Source organism: Cutibacterium sp. KB22876 (genome assembly GCF_059728865.1).
This window is the reverse complement of the sequence record NZ_AP040858.1, coordinates 2250946-2277257: the sequence shown is the minus strand read 5'-3', so window position 1 is coordinate 2277257 and position 26312 is coordinate 2250946. Positions and strand designations below refer to the sequence as shown.

Genomic DNA, 26312 nt, shown 5'->3' with positions numbered 1-26312 from the left:
ATCATGGCGTCGGCATGTTTCGGGGTTGGCCAATGAAGGCCAATCCCGACGTCCCCTCTGGCGTCCTCGTCGTCGACAAGCCCGCCGGAGTGACCTCCCACCAGGTCGTCGGGCGGGTGCGTCGCCTCATGGGCACCCGCAAGGTTGGCCATGCCGGAACCCTGGACCCGATGGCCACCGGAGTTCTGATCATCGGGATCAATCGCGCCACCCGACTCCTCGGCCATTTGTCCCTGCACGACAAGGACTACGCCGCGACGGTGAGGCTGGGAGTGAGTACCGTCACCGACGATGCCGAGGGGGATGCCACCGGCATCACCGACGCATCCGGGATCGATGATGAGGCCATCATTGCCGCGATGGCACGCCAAACCGGTGAGATCCAGCAGGTTCCCACCGCCGTCAGCGCAATCAAGATCAACGGTCAGCGCGCTTACGCCAAGGTGCGTGCCGGGGAAGACGTTGTCCTGAAACCGCGTGGGGTGACCGTCTCCCGATTCGAGGCCACTGAGATACGACGCCATGAGGAGGTGATCGACGTTGACGTCGAGGTCACCTGTTCTTCCGGCACCTATGTGAGGGCCTTGGCCCGTGACGTGGGTGCCGATCTTGGAGTGGGGGGTCACCTCACTGCGTTGCGGCGAACCCGGATCGGACCTTTCGACCTCACCGCGGCTTGCCCTGACATCTTCGCCGATGATGCGGTCGCCCCGACCCCGATGACGATGGCTGAGGCTGCCGAGCTGAGCTTCCCCGTCGTCGAGGTCACTGATGACCAGGAAGCTGCCATTCGGGTCGGACGACGTCTGGATCTGAATGTTCCCGCTGACGTGACCGCGATGGTCGCCCGAACCGGAGAGATGCTGGCCCTTTATCGGCCAGATGGCGAGAAAGAAGAACGGAGTCGCGCAATCTGCGTGCTGGTTTGACCACAGCACAGTCACAGGTGCGTGTGAGCCTGTCAGGATGCGGTCAGACTGACACTATCATGTGGCGTGACATATCCCACATGAGTTTGAATTATTTGGTGTTCATGCTGCTGAAGCAGAATATTACCAAGTATTCATTGAAATTAATTTAGTCACGGTGATAATACCTTCTGGTTGCAGGTGTAAATATGACGTGATAGCTTCAAATAGCTGTTTTGTGCTGGGGGAGACGTGATTTTAGGCGGCTCACGGCACCGTGACGCGAAGTCGTGGTGCCCTCGTGATTCGCATGAGTTGTTTTCAACTAGCCCTTTTGACTCCATCGCCCATCTGAAAGGTGCCGTACGACGTGGATTTGGTTCGAGCATCCCATCTGTACAAGGTTTTCGGTAAACACGAACGAGAAGTGATCGAAAGACTCAAGGCAGGGGAGTCTCGAGAAGATCTTGCCTCTCTCGGCACGGCGGCTGTTATCGACGTCAGCTTTGAAGTCGCGAAGGGGGAGACCTTCGTCGTCATGGGCCTCTCGGGGTCCGGAAAGTCCACGCTCATCCGCATGATCAACGGTTTGTGGGCTCCGTCCGAAGGTACCGTGGAGGTGGCCGGCAAGGTCGTCTCCGACATGAACGACGCCCAGTTGCGGGAGCTTCGTCGCGACCACGTGTCCATGGTTTTCCAGCACTTTGCCCTCCTCCCTCACCTGACCGTTCGCGAGAACGCGGCCTACGGGCTGAAGTTGCAGGGCAAGCTCAAGCCGAAGGACCGTTTGGAGAAAGCCAATGAGTGGCTGCACACCGTGGGGCTCAAGGGATGGGGAGACAAGTACCCCCACCAGCTGTCCGGCGGTATGCAGCAGCGCGTCGGTTTGGCTCGGGCTCTCGCTGCGGAGACTGACATCCTGCTCATGGACGAGGCCTTCTCCGCTCTTGACCCACTGATCCGTCGTGAGATGCAGGACCAGCTCCTCGAGCTGCAAAGCACCCTCAATAAGACGATCATCTTCATCACCCACGACCTCAACGAGGCCATGTACCTCGGCGATCACATCGCGGTCATGCGCAATGGTCGTGTCGCCCAGATCGGCACCTCTGACGAGATCCTCACCCAGCCGGCCGACGACTACGTCGCTGACTTCGTCCAGGATGTCGATCGCAGTCGGGTTCTGACGGCGTCGGCGGTCATGCGCCCGACAGAGGCCATCGTCTCCAAGTCGGCAGATCCTCGCCAGGTCCAGCGCATCATGGACCAACACGACTGGGCGGGCGTCTTCGTCGTTGACGAGCACCGCCGTCTGCTCGGCATGGTCGGGGACCAAGAGGTCATCGAGGCTGCTCGTCGTGGCGATCGCAGCATTGCTGGAGTCGTCGAGACCGGCGGCATCCTTACCGTTCGCACGGACACCCCATTGTCCGATCTTTTCGCCCCGTCCAAGGACGCACGAGTGCCCCTGGCCGTCGTCGACGAGGACTTCCACCTCATGGGCGTCATTTCCCGAGTCGCTCTGCTTGACTCCATGTCGAGGTCCCAGGACAAGGTGTCCGAGGGATCCGTGATGTCCCTGGAGGACACCGGGAAGCTACCCGTCATCAAGGGCGTCGGAGACCCCGTTGGTCTTCCACCTGCTGACCAGACGACGACCGCGACGGTCGCATCCGCCCCGACCACCGAGAAGGAGGCCTGATCGAGATGGGCTTCAATTTCGTCAACCCCCGTATTCCGTTGGGAAGCTGGATCGAGACCTTCTTCGACTGGTTCCAGCACGCCTTTGACTGGCTCATCACCTTCACCAACGTCGTCATCGGCGGTATGTACGACGGGCTCAACCTCGTCCTGTCCAAGCCGCTGTATCTGGTCATGCTGGTCGTCTTCGCCGCCATCGGCTGGGCCTGTGCGAACTGGAAGGTGGCAGTGTTCGCCCTCATTGGGTTCTACCTGGTCCGGGCCATGGATCAGTGGAACAACACCATGCAGACCCTGGCGCTGGTGGTTGTGGCCGTCATCCTGGCCCTCATCCTGGCGATCCCGTTGGGTATCTGGGCTGCCAAGTCGAAGAGATTCTCGGCCATCATCAAGCCGATTCTCGACTTCATGCAGACGATGCCGTCGCTGGCATACTTGGTTCCGGTCATCGTCCTCTTCGGTATCGGTCAGGTTCCTGGGGCCATCGCGACGATCATCTTCGCCCTGCCGCCTGGCGTGCGCTTCACCGAGTTGGGTATTCGCGGCGTCGACACCGAGACGGTGGAGGCCGGCGCAGCCTTCGGTGCCAGTCCGCGTCACATCCTGTGGCGTATCCAGATGCCGTTGGCCATGCCGACGGTGATGGCCGGCGTCAACCAGGTCATCATGCTGGCCCTGTCCATGGTCGTGCTGTCGGGCATGGTTGGTGCCGGTGGTCTTGGCGGTGACGTCGTCGCAGCCCTGTCCCAGGTCGACATCGGTCTGGGCATGGAGGCTGGACTGGCAGTGGTGATCGTGGCCGTCTACCTGGACCGCATCACCAATGGACTGGCCAATCGCACCTCGCTCGCCCGGGCACAGCGCGCCAACTGATCACAACAGGGCAGCTGAACCCAATAGGACGACTGAGTCCCATGCAGAACATGAACACGAGGTAACAATGAGGAGTATAAGTATGGTTCGACGCAAGTTCATCGCCGTGGCCTCCACCCTGACGATTGGGGCTCTGGCTCTGTCCGGATGCGATGCCTCCAACAGCGGAAACGGAGAGTCCGGCAGCTCTGACACGGGCTCCGACAACGTCAACACGAAGTGGGCCGACTGCACCCCGGGTACCGGATCCAAAGACACCACGTCCATGAAGACCGATGATGACAACAAGATCACCATCGGTGCCTTCAACGGTTGGGATGAGTCCTTTGCCACTGCCGGAATCATCAAGAACGTCTTGGAGAAGGACGGTTACAAGGTGACGATCAAGGGATTCGACGCCGGCCCGGGCTATGCCGGACTCGTTGCTGGTGACATCGACCTCATCACCGACGGTTGGCTTCCCCTGACTCACGCCGACTACGTCAAGCGCTACGGCGACAAGATGGAGAATCTTGGCTGCTGGTATGACAACGCCAAACTCACCATCGCCGTCAACAAGGACTCCAAGGCGCGCACCATTGGCGACCTCAAGACCATGGGGGATAAGTACGACAACACCCTGTACGGCATCGAGGCAGGCGCAGGGCTGACGAAGGCCACCAAGGATGCCGCCATTCCGAAGTACGGCTTGAAGAACATCAACTTCAAGATCTCGTCGACCCCGGCGATGCTGGCTCAGCTCAAGAAGTCCACCGACGCCGGTCAGGACATCGCGGTGACGCTGTGGCGTCCGCACTGGGCTTATGGGGCCTTCCCGGTTCGCGATCTCAAGGATCCCAAGAAAGCCATGGGCGAGGCTGAGGTGCTATACAGCTTCGGCCGTCCTGGATTCGCGAAGGATCATCCCAAGGCCGCGCAGCTGGTGCGCAACATGGTCTTCGACGACAACACCCTCTCGAGCCTCGAGAACACCATGTTCTCCGCGGAGAACTACGGAGGCAAGAACCAGGAGAAGGCCGTGGCGGAGTGGACCTCGCACAACAAGGTGTGGGTCGACAAGCTCAAGTCCGGCGAACTCGCCGAGAGCTGATCGGCAGGACGGGCCGCCCAGGTGGGCGGCCCGGTTCGTATCCTGACGCGGTGGGACGCCTGCCAATTCCGCGATGACGACGCCCAGTGATGATTTTCGGATTCGGGCCATGGGCGGTTGTCCCCATAGACTGCCGGGCGTGTCTGTTCCCGAGGAATCGTCAACCGTCGTCATCGGAAACTTCGATGGTGTGCACCGTGGCCACCAGGCCCTTGTCCGGCAGGCCAAGAGGCTTGACCCGGACGGTTACGTCGTCGTCGTCACCTTCTGGCCTCATCCGCTGACCGTCCTGGCCCCTGACCAGGCCCCGGCCCTGCTGTGCCCGCTGGAGCGACGCATTGACTGGTTGAAGGAGGCCGGTGCCAGCGAGGTGCGCGTGGTCAATTTCACTCCGGAGATCGCGAATTGGTCCCCAGCGGCCTTTGTCGAGCGAATGATCAGCCCTCTGCAACCCGAGCATGTCTTGGTGGGCCAGAACTTCCGCTTCGGACGTCACGCCGTGGGCACTCCGCAGGCCCTGTCGGAGATTGGCTGTGGTCGCTTTGAGGTTCATGCCATGGATCTCGTCGCCATTTCCGGTGTCACGGTGTCGTCGACCCGGGCTCGCGAGGTGGTGGCAGCCGGCGATGTCGCCGAGGCCGCCGAGTTGCTCGGACGCCCCTTCGAGGTCGGTGGGGTCGTCGTCATGGGGGACCAGCGCGGACGCGAGCTGGGATTCCCGACGGCCAACCTCGTCCTGCCGGAAGGGCGTGCCGTTCCGGCTGACGGGGTGTATGCCGGATGGTTGGAGCCTGGTAGCGGTCCGGACGCCGGTCGCCGACTTCCCTCTGCGATCTCGGTGGGGACCAACCCGACCTTCGACGGTGTCGAGCGTCGAGTCGAGACCTACGTCATTGATCGCGATGATCTCGAACTCTATGGAGTCGACGTCAAGGTCACCTTTGCCGAGCGACTGCGTGGGCAGATCAAGTTCGACGGTATCGAGCCGCTGATCTCGCAGATGACCGACGACGTCGACGCGGCACGGCAAATCCTGGCCTGAGGCTGGCAATCACGTCCGGCAGTTCGGGGGCGGTGCGGTGTGAACGCCGCGGGACTACCCGGTAGGTCATGTTGCCGCTGACCATGTATCGAAAGGTCGTTCAGGCGTGGCCAGTTGCCGATCCCTGGTCGCGAGTCATCCCCGCGTCACCGCTGTCGTTGTTGCCGCTCTCGGTATCCTGTCCCTGTGCCTCAGTGGAGTTGTGACGGGCCACCTCGCCTCGTTCACTCCCCATGGCTGTCGGTGGGTACATCGTCATGACCATCAGTGCCGCGATCTTCGAGGAGGTGCTGTGCCGCGGAACCTTCGCCAGGTCGGATACGCCTTTTGCATGGGGGTGCCCGGCTGCTGTCCGGCACATGCGAATTCGCACTCGACGGGGAAGAGCTGATATTCTCACCTAGTTGCCGTCAGATCGGCCGCGGCCTTGGAAGAGTCCCCTGCAGTAAGAGCGTCGGGGACGCCGCGCAGCGGACAGGAAGGAACCCACCGAGATGGATGCTGCCGAGAAGAAGAAGATCATCGAAGAGTACGCGACCCACCCCGGAGACACCGGTTCCCCGGACGTCCAGGTCGCCATCCTCACCAAGCGCATCGCTGAGCTCACCGAGCACCTGAAGGTCCACAAGGGTGACCACCACTCCCGTCGTGGCCTGATGCTCATGGTTGGCCAGCGTCGTCGTCTTCTCAACTACATCGCGAAGAACGACATCGAGCACTACCGCGAGCTCATCGCTCGTCTCGGCCTGCGTCGCTGAACGTCGCGGATCACACGAATTGACGGGGTGTCCCTTCGGGGCGCCCCGTTTTCATGTCCGGAGTCATACGGTCATGCCGTGAAGCGGGTACCCACGTCCTGAACGCCTGGAAACCAGGATTCGTGGGATTGACCACAGATGCCCTAAACTGAAAGCCACAATCAGAATTACTGTAACCGTCGACTGCCTCCCCACGACACATGGGTCCTCGGTAGTGGTCACCGGGGCACGGTCCCGGCGGCTTCGATCGAAGACCGGTGTGGTTTTACAAGAGGCGCCTTCTGGAGCGCCAGCGGGCGGCGGTCGGCCCTGCGAAAGGACATCCCTGTGGAGGGACCCGGACTCGAATTCACCGAGGCCATCATCGACAATGGAAAATTTGGCAAGCACGTCGTCCGCTTCGAGGCGGGACTGCTGGCTCAGCAGGCGGATGGATCCGCCGCTGTCTACCTCGATGGTGACACCATGCTGCTGTCGGCCACCACGGCTGCCAAGACTCCCCGCGATTCCATCGACTTCTTCCCGCTGACGGTTGACGTCGAGGAGCGCATGTACGCTGCCGGACGTATCCCCGGCTCCTTCTTCCGTCGTGAGGGACGCCCGTCTGAGGGCGCCATCCTCGCCTGCCGTCTCATCGACCGCCCGCTACGCCCCTCCTTCGTCAAGGGTCTGCGCAACGAGGTCCAGGTCGTCGTGACCGTCATGGCCCTCAACCCGGCCGTTTACTACGACGTCGTCGCCATCAATGCCGCCTCGATGTCCACCCAGCTCGCTGGTCTGCCGTTCTCCGGCCCGATCGGTGGCGTCCGGATGGCTCTCATCGACGACCAGTGGGTGTGCTTCCCATCCGTCGAGCAGCGCAAGGAGTCGACCTTCGACATGGTCGTCGCCGGCCGAGTGCTCGCCGACGGTGACGTCGCCATCATGATGGTCGAGGCCGAGTCCACCCCGGCCACCTGGGACCTCGTCCGTGGCGGACGCACGGCTCCGACCGAGGAGGTCGTCGCCACCGGTCTGGAGGCCGCCAAGCCCTTCATCAAGGTGCTGTGCGACGCCCAGGTCGCCCTGGCTGCCAAGCTGCCCAAGGAAACCTACGACTTCCCGGTCTTCAAGGACTACGAGGACGACGTCTACGCCGCCGTCGAGGAGAAGGCTGCCGACGAGCTCTCCCGCATCGAGCAGATCGCTGCCAAGCTGGAGCGTCAGGAGGCTGAGTCCGAGCTCAAGACCCGCATCAAGGCCGAGCTCGCCGAGACCTTCCCGGAGCGCGAGGCCGAGATCTCCGGCGCCTTCAAGGCCGTCATGAAGAAGATCGTCCGCAAGCGCGTCCTCGACGAGAGTGTGCGTATCGACGGTCGCGGGCCCCGTGACATCCGTGCCCTATCGGCCGAGGTCGGCGTCATCCCGCGTGTTCACGGTTCTGCCCTCTTCCAGCGCGGCGAGACCCAGATCCTCGGTGTGTCGACCCTCAACATGCTCGACATGGAGCAGAAGCTCGACACCCTCTCCCCGGAGACCACGCGTCGCTACATGCACAACTACAACATGCCGCCGTACTCCACCGGTGAGACCGGTCGTGTTGGCTCCCCGAAGCGCCGCGAGATCGGCCACGGCAACCTCGCCGAGCGCGCCCTCATCCCGGTCCTGCCGACCCGTGAGGAGTTCCCCTACGCCATCCGCGAGGTGTCCGAGGCCATCGGGTCGAACGGTTCCACCTCGATGGGTTCGGTCTGCGCCTCGACCCTCGCCCTGCTCAACGCCGGTGTGCCGTTGCGCGCCTCGGTCGCTGGCATCGCTATGGGCCTCATGAGCGAGACCGACGAGGGCGGCAAGACCAAGTACCTCGCCCTCACCGACATCCTGGGTGCTGAGGACGCTCTTGGCGACATGGACTTCAAGGTCGCCGGTACCAGCGAGTTCGTCACCGCCCTGCAGCTGGACACCAAGCTCGACGGCATCCCCGCCGACGTGCTGGCCGGTGCCCTCAAACAGGCCAAGGAGGCTCGCACCGCCATCCTCGAGGTCATGAACGACGCCATCGACTCTCCTGACGAGATGGCTCCGACCGCGCCTCGCATCATCACCGTGCACATCCCGGTCGACAAGATCGGTGAGGTCATCGGCCCCAAGGGCAAGATGATCAACCAGATCCAGGATGACACCGGTGCCAATATCTCCATCGAGGACGACGGCACCATCTTCATCGGTGCCGACAACGGCAATTCCGCCGACGCTGCCCGCACGATGATCAACTCCATCGCCAACCCGCAGATGCCAGAGGTCGGTGAGCGTTACCTGGGCACCGTGGTCAAGACGACGAGCTTCGGTGCCTTCGTCTCCCTGCTGCCTGGCAAGGACGGCCTGCTGCACATCTCCAAGATGCGTGACCTCAACGAGGGTAAGCGCGTCGAGGCCGTCGAGGACGTGCTGTCGGTCGGTCAGAAGATCGAGGTTGAGATCGCTGAGGTCGACGACCGGGGCAAGTTCTCCCTGGTCCTGGCCTCCCACGAGGAGGACGACGACACCGAGGAGTGAGTCATCAATCCTGGAGTCGTTGATCCTGTGAGGGACTGACATCAGCGGGATGTCCTGGCACTTTCGCCAGGGCATCCCGTTCGTTGTGCGCGGATGGATCATTCCTCGGGAACGTCAGAGCATCTGGGTAATCTGGATGCGGCGCCGGGCAGGTGCCGTCGTCAGGAAGGAAGGTCCAGATGATCAAGGTTGCCGTATTCGGAGCCAAGGGACGTATGGGAGCTTCGGTGTGCCAGGCCGTCGAGGAAGCCGAGGACACCGAGCTCGTGGCCGCCATCGACAGTGGCGATGACCGTTCAGCCGCTGAGGGAGCCGACGTCGTCGTCGATTTCACCACCCCCGACGCCGTCATGGACAACCTCGCCTGGGCCATCGACCACGAGATCAACACCGTCGTCGGCACTACGGGTTTTGACGAAGACCGCTACCAGACCTTGCGCGACCAGCTCGCCGACCATCCCAACACCGGCTGCCTGGTCGCCCCGAATTTCTCCATCGGTGCCGTGCTCATGATGCACTTCGCCGAGGAGGCTGCGAAGTTCTACGAGTCGGTCGAGGTCATCGAGCTGCACCACCCCAACAAGGTCGATGCCCCTTCCGGCACCGCCCGCACGACCGCCGGCAAGATCGCGGCTGCCCGGCAGAAGGTCGGCATGGGAGAGGTCCCGGACGCCACTCAGAGCCAGCTCGACGGGGCTCGCGGAGCCGTCGTTGACGGGGTCCACGTCCACGGTGTCCGCCTGCGCGGCCTCGTCGCCCATCAGGAAGTGCTCTTCGGAGCCGAGGGGGAGACCCTGACCATCCGCCATGACTCGATGGACCGCGTCTCCTTCATGTCGGGCGTTCTCACCGGCGTGCGCGGTGTCCTTGATCGTCCGGGTCTGACCATCGGCATCGAAGGGTTGCTCGGACTTGAATGAGCGTCCTGATTTCTCGATGACGCCATCTGAACCGACTCAGGTGCTACCGCCCAGGCCTCAGATTGATACCGGGGCGGTGGTGACGGTCGAACGTGATCGTCGTCACCACCGCCTCATCAAGTGGCTCGTCGCCGTCGTCATCATTGCCTTGGTCGCGGTCGCGGCGGTGATCACCGATCAAACCTTCCGAGCGAGAAGTGAGAAGGCCATCGCGGCCAATATTGCGGAGTCAGTCGGGGCGGACGAGTCGAGCGTCGGTGTCACGATCCGCAATCGCCCCTTCCTTGGGGTCTTGCTGACCGACGAGCTCCAGGGACTTGACGCGACCATACCAACGGCGACCGTCGCTCGAGACGAGACGACGGTGACCTTCCATGACGTGAACATCCACGCCAATGGGATCCGTCATGCCCGTGAGGAATCCCGGACGGTCGCCGAGACGATGTCTGCAACTGGTCGGGTCAACTGGCCCGAGCTGTCTCGGCTGGCAGGCGGCAAGATCACGTACAACGATGACGCCGGTGCGAACGGCAAGGTGACCATTGTGCGTGACATGTCGGTTCTGGGAGCCCGAGTGGGTGTCAGTATCTCAGCCGTTCCTGGCGTCGAGACCACATCGCGGCGGGTGACGTTGACGAGCCCATCGGCGAGCTTGGACGGCATTCCGATTCCGGACATCCTGCTCAAGTCCGTTCTGGAAGGCATCACAGATCGATTCACCCTCCCCGATTTGGGTAATCTGCATTACGAATCCCTCAAGGCGACGCCGAAGGGATTGGAGTTTTCCCTTGTCGGGACCGAGGTGAAACTATCCGACCTCACCGGAAAGTGATCAGCTTGGCGCGAATGATGAGGTGAGGCTAGGCCAATAAGTCGTATTCTGGTCAGTGGCCGCTCGGCCGCCCACCACATGTCGACAGTTCCGTGGAGGTCCCTTTCATGAATGTTGCCGAACAACTCGTCCAACAGCTCCTCGATGCGGGGGTGCGGCGGATCTACGGCATCGTCGGTGACTCCCTGAACCCCGTCGTTGACGCAGTTCGCAAGACCGGCGGTTCTGTCAAGGGCGGTATCGACTGGGTCCACGTTCGTCATGAGGAGGCTGCGGCCTTCGCCGCTGCTGCCGAGGCAACTCTGACCGGCGAGCTGGCTGTCTGCGCAGGTTCCTGTGGTCCGGGCAACCTGCACCTCATCAATGGTCTGTTCGACGCATACCGTTCCCAGGTCCCGGTTCTGGCCATCGCCTCCCACATCCCCAGCGTCCAGATCGGCATGAGCTACTTCCAGGAGACCCACCCGGATCGCCTCTTCGTGGAATGCTCTGACTACTGCGAGCTGGTCTCGACCCCCGAGCAGGCACCTCGCGTCGTCAACTCGGCCATTCGCCATGCTGTCGCGGGCAGCACCGTCTCGGTCGTGACCCTCCCGGGCGACATCACCGACAAGAAGGCTGCCGCTCCGTCGCCGGTCTTCGTCCCGAGCCGTCGTCCTTCCACCGAGCCAAACCCGGAGGACGTCCGTCAGCTCGTCAAGCTTCTCAATGACGTCAAGAAGGTCGCCATCTTCGCCGGTGCCGGCGTCGAGGGTGCTCATGACGAGGTCTTGGCCCTGGCTGACAAGCTCAAGGCCCCGATCGGTCACTCCCTGCGCGGCAAGGACTTCATCCAGTACGACAACCCCTTCGACGTCGGCATGACCGGTCTGCTGGGTTACGGTGCGGCAGCCGAGGGCATGAACGATGCCGACGTGCTGATCCTGTTGGGAACCGATTTCCCCTACAACCAGTTCCTACCTGGCACCCTCACGGTTCAGGTTGAGAACCGCCCGGAGAAGTTGGGCCGTCGTACCGACGTCTCCTTCCCGATCCACGCCGACGTCAAGGCCCTGTGCAATGCTGTCACCCCGCTGCTCAAGCAGCATGATGACAAGTTCCTCAAGGCCACCATCAAGCGTCACGCCAAGATTATGAAGGCTCCGGTCGGCTCGTACACCCGCAATGTCGAGCACATGAAGCCGATCCACCCTGAGTACGTCGCTCACCTGCTCAACGAGCTGGCTGACCGCGACGCGATCTTCACTGCTGACACCGGCATGTGCAATGTGTGGACGGCTCGTTACATTGATCCGTTGGGTACCCGTCGTCTCATCGGATCCTTCCTGCACGGATCGATGGCCAACGCTCTGCCGCATGCCATCGGCGCCCAGGCATCTCACCCTGGCCGACAGGTCATTTCAGTGTCCGGCGACGGCGGCCTCTCGATGCTCCTTGGCGAGCTCGTCACGGCCCGCATGCTCAACCTGCCGATCAAGGTGGTTGTCTTCAACAACTCCACCCTCGGCATGGTCAAGCTGGAGATGCTGGTCAATGGGTTGCCCGACTTCGGGACTGACGTCCACGACGTGAACTATGCCGGGGTCGCCAAGGCGATCGGGTATCACTCCGAGCGGGTTGATGATCCGCGCAATATTCGTCGTGCTCTTCGTGATGCCCTCGACTTCGACGGGCCGGCCCTCGTCGAGGTGCTCACTGATCCCAACGCCCTGTCCCTGCCGCCGGAGATCAAGGGTGAGCAGATGATTGGGTTCGCCACCGCCATGAGCAAGATCGTGCTAAACCGTGGTGCCGGTGAGGCCGTCTCGATGGCCACCTCGAACATGCGTAACATCCCAAGATTCTGAGAGATCACGTTTTGGGGTCCGTCCGACGAGGACGGGCCCCACAGGCATTTTCGGACCAGGATCACGGGACCGAGGTTGGATGGCGTCAATGCAGGCAATGAACAGCGGTGGTGCTGCCGCATGAAGATCCTTCTTGTGGTCGACGCCCTCCAACCAGGAAATGGGACGACGGCCTCGACCCTTCGTTTTTCCCACGCATTGCGTGACCAGGGTCACGAGGTGCGTTTACTCAGCGTCGAGTCGACCCCGGTGCCCAGCACTCGCGGGATCCCCGTGGTCAGCGTGCCCGTCCTCTACCTGCCGCTCATCACCCACCTGGCTCGTCGATCTCGCGCGCCCAGTCAGGGCCATTGTCTCCTCAGCGGTGGCCGAGGCTGACCTCGTGCATGTCGTCATGCCGTCGCTATTGGGGGCTTGTGCCAAACACGTGGCGCAGCATGCCGGTGTTCCCGTCACCGCGGGTTTCCACATCCAGCCTGAGAACATCACCTACAACGTGCACCTGGCCAACGCTCGACGCCTTGCCGACCGCATTTATCGCATGTTGTGGCTGGCGTTCTACCACGATGTGTCCCACATCCATGCCCCCAGTGAATTCATCGCCGAGCAGTTGCGCAGACACGGTTACGACCAGCACCTTCACGTCATCTCGAATGGGGTGCCGCCAGAGTTTCGGCCCGGCCCGCCACGAGAGACGTGGGCTCTGGACAGCTCTGGCCCTGCCACCGTCATGACTGTCGGCAGGCTCTCACCGGAGAAGAGGATCGAGGTCCTCGTCGACGCCATTGCCCGGTCTCGACATCGCGATCGGATCCGTCTGGTGGTCGCCGGTCGAGGTCCGCAGCGAGAATGGTTGCAGAGGCGAGCCGAACGCACTGGGGTTGACGCCTGCTTCGTCAGCCACGACCGTCCGGAGGACCTCATCGCTGAACTGCGAGCCGCCGACCTTTACGTTCACCCCGCAGACGTCGAGATCGAGTCCTTGGCTGCCCTGGAGGCGTCCTCGGTCGGGTTACCCTGCCTCATCGTCGACAGCCCGCTGTCGGCCACTAGCCAGTTCTGTCATGTCCCCGAGCACGGTCTGTGCCCGCCGCGCGATCCGGAGAGGATGGCGGCTGACATCGATTGGTGGCTGGAGCACCCGAAGGAGCGTGAGACCGCGGGCAAGGCCCAGGCACACTGTGGCCAGGAGTACGCCCTGGACAGATCGGCTCGGTTTCTGGTCGAGATGTTTGACGCCGCCATCTCGGGGTCGACCGGATGAAGAAGCTGCGGCGACTGGCCTATCTGACGATTGTCGGCCCAGCTGCGGTGATTCTCACCGGGATGACCTTCGCTTTTCGCCGGCGAGGACACCACCATCTGGAGCCAGGGACGATAGTCGTCAGCAACCACGTCCACGATTTCGACTGTCTGGCCCTGGTGCGGGTGTTCTGGCCGACCGGTCTGAGGTTCAACTCGCAACCTTCCAACTTCGACATCCCGGTGGCAGGGCTCATCCTGCGAGCCTTCGGAACGATTCCGGTTGACGTTTCTGACGTACGAGGTTTCTTCTCGGCCAATGCGCAGGCGCTGGCTGACGGTGACTGCGTCGTCATCTATCCAGAGGGAGACATCACCTGTTACGAGACCTCCGCAGGGACCTTCCGTCCAGGGGCCTTTGCCCTCGCGGTGCGCACCGGTGCCCCGGTGGTGCCAGTGGCACTGGTGCGGTCCGGGCGGAAGCTCGGAGTCAAGTGGCGGCGTCCGCAGCTGGAGGCCAAGGTGGGGCCGCCGATGTATGCCGATGAGACCCTGCCACGACGCCAGGCCAGGGAGGAATTGCGCCAACGAGCTGAGAACTTCGTCTCTCAGGCCCTTGATGAAGCGGTCAGGACACATCGGGGCGAAGCTGTCGGAGTTTCCCGATAGGCTTCACGCCGTGGCTAATACTGGATTGACGACACCCCCGGACCTGCAACCGGACGTTCTGCGCATCATTCCCCTCGGCGGCCTGGGAGATGTCGGACGCAACATGTCGTGCTACGAAATCAATGGGGAGATCCTTCTCATTGACTGTGGGGTGCTCTTCCCCGAGGACGACCATCCCGGCGTCGACTTGCTGCTGCCAGGACTGGACTACCTCGACGATGAGAAGCTGGCCAAGGTGAAGGCGCTGGTGCTCACCCACGGCCACGAGGATCACATCGGAGCCGTGCCCTACCTGCTCAAGCGTCGCCCCGACATCCCAATCTATGGGTCCAAGCTGACCTTGGCGCTGGTTGAGGCGAAACTGCGTGAGCATCGCATCAGGGGATACAAGCTCAATGTTGTTCACGAAGGCGACGTCGCCGAGGTCGGCGAACAGTTCGACCTGGAGTTCGTCGCCGTCAACCACTCCATCCCCGACGCGCTGGCCGTCTACGTCAAGACCGACGCCGGGTCGATCCTCAACACCGGCGACTTCAAGATGGACCAGCTGCCCATCGACGGGCGGATCACCGACCTGCGGGCCTTCGCCCGGCTCGGTGAGGAGGGTGTCGACGTCTTCATGGTCGACTCCACCAACGCCGAGGTGCCCGGGTTCGTGCGTTCCGAGCGTGACCTCGCCCCGGCCATCGAGCAGACCTTCGACCAGGCCACCCAGAAACTCATCGTTGCCACCTTCGCCTCACACGTCCACCGCGTCCAGCAGGCGGTCGACGCCGCCGTGCGGCACGGTCGCAAGATCTGCTACGTCGGGCGTTCCATGGTGCGCAACATGGCGATCGCCCGCGACCTGGGCTACCTCAAGGTGCCCGACGACTCACTCATCGAATTGCGTGATCTCGACAAGTACCCCGACGACAAGGTCGCCATCATCTGCACCGGTTCCCAGGGCGAGCCGCTGTCGGCCCTGGCCCGCATCGCCCACGGTGAGCACCGGGACATCTCGGTGGGGGAGGGTGACGTCGTGCTCATGGCGAGCTCGCTCATCCCCGGTAACGAGAACGCCGTCACCCGCGTCATCAATGGTCTTATGAGCTGCGGTGCCACGGTGGTGCACAAGGGCAATGCGCTGGTTCACGTCTCCGGGCACGCTGCCCAGGGCGAGCTGCTCTACGCCTACAATGTCGTGCGACCGCGCGCCGTCATGCCGATCCACGGCGAGTACCGGCATCTCACGGCGAATTCCCGTATCGCGGTGTCCACCGGTGTGCAGCCCGAGGACGCCATCGTCGTCACCGATGGCGGCGTCGTCGACCTGGACGATGGCCGGGCCAGCGTCGTCGGCAAGGTGGATGCCTCCTACATTCTCGTCGAGGGAACCGGGGTGAGCGAACTCACCCCCGATGCCCTGGCCGATCGCAAGATTCTCGGTGAGGAGGGGTTCATCTCGGTGTCGGCCGCCATCAACCCCAAGAGCGCGAGCATCGTGTCGGGGCCAGACATCAAGGCCAAGGGATTCGCCGAGGACGATCGTGGCTACGACGAGATCCGCGACCGACTCGTGAGCGAGTTGCAGTCGGCGATGCGCGGCGGCATGAGCGACCAGCACAAACTCCAGCAGGTTGCCCGACGCACCATCGGGCGCTGGGTGGCGCAGACCTACCGACGTCGCCCCATGATCGTGCCGACCATCATCGTCGTGTGAGGGTAATTTGGACTCTTGGGTGAACCGAACGGTGGTCCCGGACAGTGGTGCACTAGGCTGACAACGCCTCACCCAGGTGAGGCGTCCCACTCCAAGGAGAATCGTGGCCAAGCGCACCAGCATCCATGACGTCATCGAACGATTCCGCGCGGAACCATCCTCGACCGAGCGCGGAACGCAGTTCGAGGAACTCATGGTGTCGTACTTCGAGACCGACCCCACGCTGGCCTCCGAGTACGACGAGGTGACGACCTGGCCTCGGTGGGAGCACAACGAGCACACCCACGACTCGGGCATCGACTTGGTGGCCCACAACCGACACACCGGACGCTGGACCGCGATCCAGTGCAAGTTCTACGACCGTGGGCACTACCTGCAGAAACAGGACATCGACTCGTTCTTCACGGCGTCGGGCAAGGCCTGGGACCAGATCTGGTTCGACAATCGCATCATCATCTCGACCACCGATCACTGGTCGAGGAATGCCGAGAAGGCGCTGGAGCATCAGTCCGTGCCCGTGCAGCGCATTGGCCTGGCCGAGATCGCCGAGTCGCCGATCGACTGGATGTTCACGCCGGAGTCGCTCTCCTACGAGCCCCCGCAAGGCCGTCCGCTATGGGCTGCGTCCGCACCAGAAGGAGGCACTGGAGAAGATCCAGGAGGGGTTCCAGAACCATGACCGGGGCAAGTGGATCTCGGCCTGCGGGACGGGCAAGACGTTCACCTCGCTCAAGCTTGCCGAGCGGCGGTGTGCCGACAACGACGGCCACCTCAAGGTGCTCTTCCTGGCTCCCAGCATCGCATTGGTGAGTCAGACCCTGCGGGAGTGGATGGCGCAGTCCCAGACGAGGATCCGCCCGATGGTCGTGTGCTCCGACACCAAGGCGTCCCGCAAGACCGAGGACATCACGACCTACGACATCCCGCTGCCGACGACCGATGCCGCCCGGCTTGCCGAGCAGATGAAGGCGTCGGGTCGGCGCGGCAAGCAGATGACCGTCGTCTTCTCCACCTACCAGTCCATTGACGTCGTCGCTCGGGCCCAGCGGGAGTCCAGGGAGCAGTTCGACCTCATCCTGTGTGACGAGGCGCATCGCACCACCGGCGTCACACTTCCCGGCGGTGCCGACGAGTCGGCTTTCGTCAAGGTGCACGACAACGACTACCTGCCCGCCGCCAAGCGGCTCTACATGACGGCGACACCACGCATCTACGGCGAGGAGTCCAAGCGCAAGGCAGCCGACCACTCGGCAGTCGTCGCGTCGATGGACGACGAGACGGTGTACGGCCCGCAGTTTCACCGGCTGGGGTTCGGTGAGGCCGTCGAGCGCAACCTGCTCACCGACTACAAGGTCATGATCCTGTGCGTCGACAACGAGTCGGTCTCCGGCGGGTTGCAGTCGGCGCTGGCCGACGAGGACCATGAGCTCTCCCTCGATGATGCTGCCAAGATCGTGGGCTGCTGGAATGGTCTGGCCAAACGCACCGCAGACATGGATTTCGGCCCGGACCCGGTGCCAATGAGACGGGCGGTGGCCTTCGCGCAGAACATCAAGGCGTCCAAGGCCTTCGCCCAGACCTTTCCGGCGGTCGTCGAAGATCTTCACACCGATCCGGACATGCCCGATCTCGAGGTCGCGGTGCATCATGTCGACGGCACGATGAATGCGCTCACCCGTGAGGACGAACTGTCCTGGCTCAAGTCACCGGGTGTCGAGGAGAGCGAGTGCCGCATCCTGTCCAACGCGCGCTGCCTGTCGGAGGGTGTGGACGTGCCGGCCCTCGATGCAGTGCTCTTCCTGTCGCCGCGCAACTCGCTGGTCGACGTCGTGCAGTCGGTGGGCCGGGTGATGCGCAAGGCTCCGGGCAAGGAGTTCGGCTACATCATCCTGCCGGTGGCGATCGATGCGAGCGAGTCACCCGATGAGGCCATGCGCAACAATAAGCGCTTCAAGGTGGTCTGGGACGTGCTCAATGCCTTGCGCTCCCACGACGACCGGTTCAAGGCGATGGTCAACTCGATCGATCTGGACAAGTCGACCAAGGGTCGGATCGGGATCGAGGTCTTCGGTCGCGACTGTGCCTCCGAGGAGCGCTCCGAGAAGGCGCAGCAGGCCCTGGGACAGCAGTTCCCGTTGTTCAGCACGCAGCTCAAGGACGCGATCCTGGCGCGCATCGTCAAGAAGGTGGGCGAGCGTGAGTACTGGGAGAACTGGGCCGACGACGTCGTGCACATCCACACCAATCAGGTGACCCGCATCACGAGTCTGTTGACGCGTGCTCGAGCCGAGGACGACGAACTTGCCGACGCCTTCCGCGCTTTTCACGAGGGATTGCGCGCCAACATCAATGAGTCGATCAGCGAGGCCGACGCGATCGACATGCTGAGTCAACACCTCATCACCCAACCAGTGTTCGAGGCGTTGTTCCCTACCGGTTCGTTCGCCCGGAACAATCCGGTCTCGGCCACCATGCAGACCATGATCGGTCTGCTCGAGAGAGCCGGCCTGCAGGCGGAGACCGCCGCCCTGGAATCCTTCTATGCCTCAGTACGCCGCAGCGCCCAAGGGGTGACGACCACAGCCGGTCGACAGACCGTCATCCACCGGCTCTACGAGCAGTTCTTCCGGAAGGCCTTCCCCAAGCAGTCCAGTTCCCTGGGGGTGGTCTACACGCCGGTGGAGGTCGTCGACTTCATCCTGCGCAGTGCCGACGACGTGTGCCGTGCGCAGTTCGGCTACGGTCTCACCGACACCGACGTGCACGTGCAGGACCCGTTCACCGGCACTGGGACGTTCATCGTGCGGCTGCTCGAATCGGGGATCATCCGGCCCGAGGACCTGGGGCGCAAGCATGACCGGGAGCTGTGGGCCAACGAGATCATGCTGCTGGCCTACTACATTGCGTGCGTCAACATCGAGACGACGTACCAGACTCTCACCCAGGCCCGGGTGGACGAGATCGCGGACCAGCAGTTCGCCTCGCGCCCAGCGGCTGAAACCGGGCCGGGAGGTGAGATCCCCAGCACCGAGGGCGAGCAGTCCGAGGGGCGGGCTTCGCAGGAGGCTCCGAGCGCCCGGTACACGCCCTTCCCGGGTGCCACACTCACCGACACCTTCCAGATCACCGAGAAGGGGGATCGGGCCGACACCTCGTTGATCCCGGCGAACAATGAGCGCATCGAGCGGCAGTTGGCGGCCCCGATCCAGGTGATCGTCGGCAACCCGCCGTACTCGGCCGGCCAGTCCAGTGCCAATGACGACAACGCGAACCTGCACTACCCGACCCTGGACGCCCGGATAGGGCAGACCTACGCCGCTCGTTCCACGGCCACGAACAAGAACAGCCTCTACGACTCCTACATTCGCGCCTTCCGGTGGGCGAGCGATCGAATCGGCGAGCAGGGAGTGGTGGCCTTCGTCTCCAACAATGGTTGGGTGGACGGCAACACCGCCGACGGCATCCGCAAGACCTTGGTGGACGAGTTCACCCAGATCTGGGTGTACAACCTGCGCGGCAATCAGCGTACGGCAGGGGAGACGTCTCGCCGGGAGGGCGGCAAGGTCTTCGGATCTGGTGCCCGGACCGGGGTGGCGGTCCTCATCGCCGCCAAACAGCCCGGTGTTGCGGGATGCCAGCTGCACTACCACAGCGTGCCCGACTACCAGTCCCGCGAAAAGAAGCTCGCCGACATTGACGAGGCCACCTTGGCGTCGGTGCCGTGGCGCTCGATCACCCCGAACGAGGCCGGCGACTGGATCAACCAGCGCAATGCCATCTTCGACACATTCCCTGCACTGGGGATCAAGGGCAAGAGCGAGACCACGTGCCCGATCTTCCAACTGTTCTCGGCAGGGTTGAAGACCAACCGCGATGCCTGGTGCTACAACTTCAGTCGCGCATCGGTCAACGGGAACATGAGCCGGATGGTCGAGAACTACAATGCACAGGCGGTGGGTGCCGACATCGACAACGATCCGACCAAGATCAGTTGGAGTAGTGACCTTCTCGCCGATGCTCGCAAGGGGCGCACCCACGAATTCAGGAAGCACCGTATCTACCTCGGGTCGTACCGCCCATTCACCAAGCAGTACGCCTACTTCGACCGACCTCTCAACGAGAGGGTGTACCAGCTGGAGAAGATTTTCCCGACGCCGCAGCATGAGAATGTGGGTTTCTATGTAACTGCGCCCTCACCTAGGACTACGTTTGCGACTCTGTTGTCTGACGTTGTCCCTGATGCTTTCCCGTTCGTAGATCCCGCCCAGTTCTTCCCCCGCTGGACCTACGAGAAGGTCTCTGCAGACGATGGGCTCTTTGCGGCCTCGCCCGGGGAGGTCGACGAGTACGGCTACCGTCGCGTCGACAACATCACCGATGAGATCCTCGCCGTCTACCGGGAGAAGTTCGGGCCACAGGTGAGCAAGGACGACATCTTCCACTACGTCTACGGGGTGCTGCACTCCCAGCAGTATCGGGAGGTGTTCGCCGCCGATCTCAAACGGATGCTGCCGCGCATCCCGCTGGCCGCCTCATCGGCTGACTTCCAGGCGTTCGTCGATGCCGGCCGCGCACTTGCCGATCTGCACGTCAACTACGAGACGGTCGATCCCTACCCGCTCCACGAGTCCACGCATCCGCTCGATGTCGACGAGTGGGAGCTGTATCGCGTCACCAAGATGCGGTGGGAGGACAAGACCACTCGGAAGGCCATCATCTACAACGGCTACCTCACGCTGAGTGACATTCCCGCCGCCGCGCACGAGTATCGGCTTGGCTCCCGCTCCGGCCTCGAATGGCTCATCGACCGCTACCAGGTGAAAACCGACAAGGCCTCCGGCATCGTCAACGACCCCAACGACTGGTGCCGCGAGCACGACGACCCCCGATACATCGTCGACCTCGTCAAGCGGGTCACCCGGGTGTCGGTCGAGACGATGGACATCGTCCGATCGCTGCCGGAGCTGCCCATCTAATCGGATCGTGGTACCTCATTGCCGGGTCCCCAGATACCGGTAGGCCTATGCTTACACCGTCGGCCGGGGGGCGTGGGCGATGTCGTCGGCCTTGTTGCTCAGCTTGTCCTGGATGTTGTACAGTTGACACCAGCACGACCGGTTCCGCTGCCCGCTTCGGTGGGAGTCCAGGGCCGGTCCTCGTTTTTCGGAAAGGCAATCCCGCGGGTGGCTCAGGCCAAGCAGTTCAAAACCTACACAGAGCAGGTCGAGCTGTTGCGTGGGCGCGGGATGCGCATTGATGATCAGGATCGAGCCGAGCACCTCTTGGCACGGCTCAACTACTACCGATTGTCGGGGTATTGGTATCCGATGCGCCGCTTCACCGATGACAAGGGTGCAGTCGGTGATGAATTCGTAGCTGGTGCATCGTTGGACTTGGTGGTTGATCTCTACAAGTTTGATGAACGATTACGTCACAGCGTGTTCATTGAGCTGGACCGGGTGGAGACGGCTGTTCGCGCCATGCTTGGCTACGAGCTGGGACGTATCGACCCATTGATCTACTTGGATCCGAAACGCCTGGGTGTGCAGGCTAAGTCTCGTGGAAGAGATGATTGCGGCGTACACGAAGCTTGGTTGAGGAAGTACTGGGCTACCTTCCGATGCCGACTCTTTTTGAGAGCTATCCAGACAACGATATCGTTCCATTGTTTCGGACGGGTGCACCCGAGGATTGGGCGGGTCTCGATCTGTGGACATGCTAGCCCCGGCCGTGCATGGCAGGCGTACCTGTGGTCATCAGTACCCAGCGTTGCTCCAAGTGTCAATCATGCATGATGGACATCGTCCGGTCGCTGCCGGAACTGCCCATCTCATCGGATTTGGGTTCTGGTCGTTCGACCATATAAGCTTGTCCAGTTCCCAAGGGAACCCCTTGAGTTCCCCAGGAACCCTCGAACCCATCGATTGTGTGGGCGTCCGCGTGACGCCGACCCCGAACAAGGAGATCTCCCAGTGGCTGCTGTCTGTGACGTCTGCGCCAAGCGCCCCGGTTTCGGACACAACGTCCCCTGGTCGAAGAAGAAGACCAATCGCCGGTGGAGCCCGAACATCCAGCGCGTCCGTGTCGTCGAGAACGGCACGCACAAGCGCATGAACGTGTGCACGTCGTGCCTCAAGGCTGGCCGAGTCAGCCGCTGAGCACTGCGTTCGACGTTGGAACCCGTCGTAAGGCGGGTTCTTTGTCGTTGTGGGTGTCATTGCCTGTCGGTACGGTGACACTGTGAATGCAGTGACCAGGTGGCACACCCGCACCCAGCAGGAACTTCACCGCCCTCTGGCAGAGGCGGTGGGGGCCAAGACGGCCAAAGCATTCGCCGCGATGCACGTCGAGACCGTCGGCGAGGCCCTCGGTCACCTTCCACGTCGCTACCTCACTGGTACCGAAACCACGGATGTGTCCCACCTCGTCGCTGACACTGAAGTCGCCTTGGTGGCCGACGTCGTCGGAGTCGAGGTTCACACCAACAAGACTGTGACAGGTCGAGAGAGGCGACCGCGTCAACGTCTGGAAGTCATGCTGTCCGACGGCAACGCACGCCTGCCGGTGACCTTCTTCGGCAAACCCCACATCGTGTCCTACTGGCAGCGCATTTTTTCGGCCCACACTCACGGCATCTTCGTCGGCAAGGTGGGGGAATTCCGGGGTAACCCGCAGCTCGTTCACCCCGACTTCGTCATGATCGACCGCAACGGCAAGGTCGTGGCGGGCCGTGAGGAGGGCAAGGTGATGGCTGCGCAGGTGCAGCGTCACGGTTTGCTCGGTCTCTACCCGCAGACCTCGAAGTTGCGCACCTGGGAGATTGCCTCGGTGGAGTCGATGCTGCTCGAGTCCACCCCCGAACTTGAGGACACTCTGCCCGAATGGCTGCGTCAGGAGGCTGATCTGCCGACCCTGTGGCAGGCCTACCACGCCATCCATCACCCGCATTCGGTGGAGGAAGCCACTCGCGGTGCCGAGCGACTGGTGTGGGAGGAGGCCATCGCCACCCAGGTGACGATGGCGGTGCGTCGACGTAATGCCGACAGTCATGACGCGCCGGTGTGTCGACGTCGTGATGACGGCCTGCTGGCAGCCTTTGAGTCGAGGCTTCCGTTCGCCCCGACGGCAGGCCAGGACGACATTAGCCGGGCCATCGACGCTGACCTGTCTTCCGATCACCCCATGCACCGACTGCTGCAGGGGGAGGTGGGTTCCGGTAAGACCTTCGTGGCCTTGAGAGCGATGCTCCAAGTCGTTGACGCTGGGTACCAAGCCGTCCTGCTGGCACCCACCGAGGTTCTCGCCCAGCAACATTACGCCACGATCACCGGGATGATGGACGAGTTGGCCGCGGGCGGTGGCCTCGACGCTCCAGAGAACTCCACCGGAGTTGCGCTGCTCACCGGTTCGATGAGGACGGCTGGAACTCGAACCGCCTTGGCCGACATCGCCTCGGGAGCGGCCGGAATTGTCATCGGAACCCATGCCCTGTTGTCGGGCAAGGTCATCTACAACAACATCGGTCTGGTCGTCGTTGACGAGCAGCACCGCTTCGGCGTCGAGCAGCGCAGTGTCTTGACGACTGGTGATGGTGCTCGACCTCACGAGCTCGTTCTCACTGCAACGCCGATTCCTCGCACGGTTGCCATGACGGTCTTCGGTGATCTCGAGGTGTCGACCTTGCGAGAACTGCCGTCAGGACGTGCCGACATCCAAACCACTGTGGTTGATCTGCCAGCCCACCGCTCGTGGCTCACCCGCGCCTGGGAGCGCATCCGAGAGGAGTGCGAGGCCGGGCATCAGGTCTTCGTGGTGTGTCCTCGTATCAGCAGCGATGACGCTGACGACGTCGAGGGTGGTCGCCCGCCGACGGCTGCGGTCGAGGAGATCGCTCCTCAGCTGGCCTCCGGTCCGCTCGCAGGACTGCGCATCGACGTCCTCCATTCTCGGCTGGACGCCGATGAGAAGAAGGCCGTCATGGATCGTTTCGCTGACGGCGAGTCCCAGGTCCTCATCTCCACCACGGTCATCGAGGTCGGCGTCGACGTCCCCAACGCCACCATGATGGTCATCATGGATGCCGATCACTTCGGCGTCTCCCAGTTGCACCAGTTGCGCGGACGTATCGGGCGAGGAAAGCTGCCGGGCCTGTGCCTTCTGGTGACGACGGCCCTGCCCGGATCGACGGCCCGTGAGCGGCTTGCCGCAGTGGCATCGTCCCGTGACGGCTTTGAGCTGGCCGAATTGGACCTGGCCCAGCGTCACGAGGGCAATGTGCTCGGATCCTCCCAGTCGGGGTATTCCTCGCCACTGCGGTTGTTGCGGGTGCTCGACCACGCCGAGATCGTCACTGCGTCCAAGGATCTCGCCGAACAGTGGGTGCGAGAGGAGCCCGAGGATCCCCGGCTGCTCGACGTTGTCACCGCGACGGAGATGCTGGCTGAGGGCGATCTCATGGAACAGGGATGAGCTGACCAGGCGTGACGAAGGTCCGGAACGTTGACGACGATCCGGACCTTCATGAGTGGTCTGTCAGTTGTCCTTGGGCTCCGGACCGAAGGCGAAGGTACGGCCGGTGATCTGATCGGCCTGGACACGCACGTAATTGCGCTTCACGGTCGGCACCCACGGCAGCAGGGGCATCTTGTCGCACAGCGCGAGCTCGGCCTCGTCGGTGATGACCTCGGCGCTGCCGCGCACGACGACCGACCAGCCGGTCTCCTCGGTCCAACCGTCGGCCTCGAAGGCCACACGGTTGTTGGTGACGATGTCCTCAAGCTTGCTTCCAGCGGCGGTGCGGAAGACGATGCTCTGCCCGTCGACGACATAGTTGACGGGGAATACCTCGGGCTGGTCATTGACGCTGGTGGCCAGGCGGCCGACCTCAGCCGTGTCAAGGTAGCCCCAGCAGCTGTCCTCCGGGACCTCGGTGATCGGGTTCTCCTCATTGATCATGGGGCCATTCTTCCTGAACACGGCCCATTTCGGGAGCCGACCGGCACAAAGTTGCCGATGTTGGTGAGGATGGCTCGCCACATGACCATGTCGAGGGGTTTAGGAGTGGATGCAATGGGTACGGCGACGATGCGGGCGTGATCGGGCGAAACCGCTAGCCTGGAGGGGTGAGCAGGATTATCTCGGGTCGTGCTGGCGGACAGCGTCTGACCACTCCGTCAGGGCGGCTCACACGTCCTACGACCGATCGGGTGCGCGAGGCTGTCTTCTCTGCGTTGGCAGCCTGGAACGGAACATCTGATGAGGCTCCCGAGGACCAGCTGGCCGGGCAAGCCTTCTGCGACCTGTTCGCTGGGTCCGGAGCAGTTGCCCTCGAGGCTGCCAGTCGCGGTGCATCGACGGTCGTTGCCGTCGACCGGGACCGCTCGGCGTGTCATGTCATGAAGGAGAACGCCCGGACCACGCGCTTGCGGATTCAGGTGGTCGCCCAGACGGTATCGACATTTCTCTCCGACAACCGGCAGACCTTTGACGTCGTCTGGTTCGACCCGCCCTACGACTTGGCCGACGACGTCATGGATGGCCTCATCGACGCCACCATTCAGAACGCCCTGGCCCATGACGGACTGATCGTGGTGGAGAGGTCGCGCCGCAGCCGACCGCCTCACGTCCCGGAAGGGTTTGAGTCGTGGAACTCTCGTTACGGTGAAACCGTCGTCTACTATGCCCAGCGCAACCACGAGCCCATGGAGCAGCAGTGAAAGCAGTTTTTTCAGGATCCTTTGACCCCATCACCCTCGGCCACGTCGACATCGTGACGCGAGCCGCCGAGCTTGTTGACGAGGTCGTCGTCGGGGTGGCGGTCAACTCGGCCAAGAATGGCATTTTCTCCATGGAGGAGCGGGTGGCCTTCGTCAGGGATGCCGTCGCTGACATCCCGGGTGTCGAGGTCGCCCTCGTCGACGGGTTGCTCGTCGACTTCTGCACCGAGCAAGGGGCTGACGCGATCATTCGTGGCCTGCGCTTTGGTGGGGATTTTGACTACGAGCTCCAGATGGCCCACCTCAACAAGGCCATGAGCGGGATCGAGACAATCCTGCTGCCGGCTGGGCGCGAATTCGGGACGATCAGCTCCTCCATGATTCGTTCGGCGGCATGCAATGGGGGCAATGTCTCAGAGTTCGTGCCAGCTATCGTCGATGCCGCGCTGCGAGAGAGGTTCCCGCGCTCCTGACGAC

21 protein-coding genes are annotated in these 26312 nt (G+C 62.7%); 20 read left to right on the top strand and 1 reads right to left on the bottom strand.

From position 1 onward, the window contains the following. Positions 1-32: 32 nt before the first annotated feature. The 18 genes from truB to AC6I1W_RS10305 all read left to right on the top strand — a co-directional run bounded on the left by truB (position 33) and on the right by AC6I1W_RS10305 (position 24588). Positions 33-929: a tRNA pseudouridine(55) synthase TruB gene (gene truB, locus AC6I1W_RS10390; RefSeq protein WP_270236670.1), complete on the top strand. Its 897-nt coding sequence runs from the start codon at positions 33-35 to the stop codon at positions 927-929. Between the two features lie 337 nt (positions 930-1266). Then, on the top strand, positions 1267-2610 hold the full coding sequence (locus AC6I1W_RS10385; protein WP_270236669.1) for a quaternary amine ABC transporter ATP-binding protein: 1344 nt from the start codon (positions 1267-1269) through the stop codon (positions 2608-2610). Between the two features lie 5 nt (positions 2611-2615). After that, positions 2616-3482 (top strand): ABC transporter permease, encoded by an 867-nt coding sequence (locus AC6I1W_RS10380; RefSeq protein WP_069102739.1) that lies wholly within the window; start codon positions 2616-2618, stop codon positions 3480-3482. An 82-nt stretch (positions 3483-3564) separates the two neighbouring features. Continuing rightward, positions 3565-4572, top strand: coding sequence for a glycine betaine ABC transporter substrate-binding protein (locus AC6I1W_RS10375; protein ID WP_270236667.1), 1008 nt, complete (start codon positions 3565-3567; stop codon positions 4570-4572). 73 nt (positions 4573-4645) lie between these two features. Further along, complete coding sequence (locus AC6I1W_RS10370; RefSeq protein WP_371258438.1) at positions 4646-5614, top strand: bifunctional riboflavin kinase/FAD synthetase; 969 nt, start codon at positions 4646-4648, stop codon at positions 5612-5614. 494 nt (positions 5615-6108) lie between these two features. Next, entirely contained in the window at positions 6109-6372 is a 264-nt protein-coding gene (rpsO, locus tag AC6I1W_RS10365) for a 30S ribosomal protein S15 (RefSeq protein ID WP_002514283.1), read from the top strand. Between the two features lie 327 nt (positions 6373-6699). After that, positions 6700-8907 carry a polyribonucleotide nucleotidyltransferase gene (locus tag AC6I1W_RS10360; protein WP_270236666.1) on the top strand — a complete coding sequence of 736 codons (2208 nt, stop codon included), beginning with the start codon at positions 6700-6702 and terminating at the stop codon, positions 8905-8907. Between the two features lie 179 nt (positions 8908-9086). Beyond that, positions 9087-9827 carry a 4-hydroxy-tetrahydrodipicolinate reductase gene (dapB, locus tag AC6I1W_RS10355; protein WP_004808670.1) on the top strand — a complete coding sequence of 247 codons (741 nt, stop codon included), beginning with the start codon at positions 9087-9089 and terminating at the stop codon, positions 9825-9827. Positions 9828-9843: 16 nt separating this feature from the next. Next, positions 9844-10659: a DUF2993 domain-containing protein gene (locus AC6I1W_RS10350; protein ID WP_270236664.1), complete on the top strand. Its 816-nt coding sequence runs from the start codon at positions 9844-9846 to the stop codon at positions 10657-10659. Positions 10660-10766: 107 nt separating this feature from the next. Continuing rightward, positions 10767-12506: a pyruvate dehydrogenase gene (locus AC6I1W_RS10345; RefSeq protein ID WP_016665714.1), complete on the top strand. Its 1740-nt coding sequence runs from the start codon at positions 10767-10769 to the stop codon at positions 12504-12506. A 160-nt stretch (positions 12507-12666) separates the two neighbouring features. After that, a complete protein-coding gene (locus AC6I1W_RS10340) occupies positions 12667-13770 on the top strand; it encodes a glycosyltransferase (RefSeq protein ID WP_333490128.1) in 1104 nt (367 codons plus the stop codon). After that, the gene (locus AC6I1W_RS10335) at positions 13767-14417 is read left to right on the top strand and encodes a lysophospholipid acyltransferase family protein (protein ID WP_065674210.1); all 651 of its coding nucleotides are present in this window, start codon (positions 13767-13769) and stop codon (positions 14415-14417) included. Before AC6I1W_RS10340 ends, AC6I1W_RS10335 begins: the two co-directional genes overlap by 4 nt. A 10-nt stretch (positions 14418-14427) precedes the next feature. Continuing rightward, a complete protein-coding gene (locus tag AC6I1W_RS10330; RefSeq protein WP_270236663.1) occupies positions 14428-16119 on the top strand; it encodes a ribonuclease J in 1692 nt (563 codons plus the stop codon). 103 nt (positions 16120-16222) lie between these two features. After that, positions 16223-16798 carry a restriction endonuclease gene (locus AC6I1W_RS10325; RefSeq protein WP_270236662.1) on the top strand — a complete coding sequence of 192 codons (576 nt, stop codon included), beginning with the start codon at positions 16223-16225 and terminating at the stop codon, positions 16796-16798. Then, positions 16740-21095, top strand: coding sequence for a DEAD/DEAH box helicase (locus AC6I1W_RS10320; protein WP_270236743.1), 4356 nt, complete (start codon positions 16740-16742; stop codon positions 21093-21095). Before AC6I1W_RS10325 ends, AC6I1W_RS10320 begins: the two co-directional genes overlap by 59 nt. A 72-nt stretch (positions 21096-21167) precedes the next feature. Further along, on the top strand, positions 21168-21914 hold the full coding sequence (locus AC6I1W_RS10315; protein WP_493536874.1) for an Abi family protein: 747 nt from the start codon (positions 21168-21170) through the stop codon (positions 21912-21914). A 177-nt stretch (positions 21915-22091) separates the two neighbouring features. Further along, entirely contained in the window at positions 22092-22277 is a 186-nt protein-coding gene (gene rpmB, locus AC6I1W_RS10310; protein ID WP_016665706.1) for a 50S ribosomal protein L28, read from the top strand. 91 nt (positions 22278-22368) lie between these two features. Then, positions 22369-24588, top strand: coding sequence for an ATP-dependent DNA helicase RecG (locus AC6I1W_RS10305; protein WP_249361196.1), 2220 nt, complete (start codon positions 22369-22371; stop codon positions 24586-24588). Positions 24589-24651: 63 nt separating this feature from the next. Here AC6I1W_RS10305 and AC6I1W_RS10300 read toward each other — a convergent pair whose 3' ends face one another. Further along, positions 24652-25074, bottom strand: coding sequence for a pyridoxamine 5'-phosphate oxidase family protein (locus AC6I1W_RS10300; RefSeq protein WP_004808626.1), 423 nt, complete (start codon positions 25072-25074; stop codon positions 24652-24654). Positions 25075-25241: 167 nt separating this feature from the next. On the opposite strand from AC6I1W_RS10300, the gene rsmD reads away from it, so the two are divergent. After that, positions 25242-25835: a 16S rRNA (guanine(966)-N(2))-methyltransferase RsmD gene (gene rsmD / locus AC6I1W_RS10295; protein ID WP_081302736.1), complete on the top strand. Its 594-nt coding sequence runs from the start codon at positions 25242-25244 to the stop codon at positions 25833-25835. Further along, complete coding sequence (coaD, locus tag AC6I1W_RS10290; RefSeq protein ID WP_065674206.1) at positions 25832-26308, top strand: pantetheine-phosphate adenylyltransferase; 477 nt, start codon at positions 25832-25834, stop codon at positions 26306-26308. The genes rsmD and coaD overlap by 4 nt, the downstream gene beginning before the upstream one ends. Positions 26309-26312 lie beyond the last annotated feature (4 nt).

Excerpts from the sequence above, each read along its gene's own strand:
- rpsO (WP_002514283.1), top strand. The coding sequence starts at position 6,109 with ATGGATGCTGCCGAGAAGAAGAAGATCATCGAAGAGTACGCGACCCAC.
- AC6I1W_RS10375 (WP_270236667.1), top strand. The coding sequence starts at position 3,565 with ATGGTTCGACGCAAGTTCATCGCCGTGGCCTCCACCCTGACGATTGGG.
- truB (WP_270236670.1), top strand. The coding sequence starts at position 33 with ATGAAGGCCAATCCCGACGTCCCCTCTGGCGTCCTCGTCGTCGACAAG.
- AC6I1W_RS10345 (WP_016665714.1), top strand. The coding sequence starts at position 10,767 with ATGAATGTTGCCGAACAACTCGTCCAACAGCTCCTCGATGCGGGGGTG.
- AC6I1W_RS10340 (WP_333490128.1), top strand. The coding sequence starts at position 12,667 with ATGGGACGACGGCCTCGACCCTTCGTTTTTCCCACGCATTGCGTGACC.
- AC6I1W_RS10380 (WP_069102739.1), top strand. The coding sequence starts at position 2,616 with ATGGGCTTCAATTTCGTCAACCCCCGTATTCCGTTGGGAAGCTGGATC.
- AC6I1W_RS10350 (WP_270236664.1), top strand. The coding sequence starts at position 9,844 with ATGACGCCATCTGAACCGACTCAGGTGCTACCGCCCAGGCCTCAGATT.
- dapB (WP_004808670.1), top strand. The coding sequence starts at position 9,087 with ATGATCAAGGTTGCCGTATTCGGAGCCAAGGGACGTATGGGAGCTTCG.
- AC6I1W_RS10300 (WP_004808626.1), bottom strand. The coding sequence starts at position 25,074 with ATGATCAATGAGGAGAACCCGATCACCGAGGTCCCGGAGGACAGCTGC.
- AC6I1W_RS10370 (WP_371258438.1), top strand. The coding sequence starts at position 4,646 with ATGACGACGCCCAGTGATGATTTTCGGATTCGGGCCATGGGCGGTTGT.
- AC6I1W_RS10335 (WP_065674210.1), top strand. The coding sequence starts at position 13,767 with ATGAAGAAGCTGCGGCGACTGGCCTATCTGACGATTGTCGGCCCAGCT.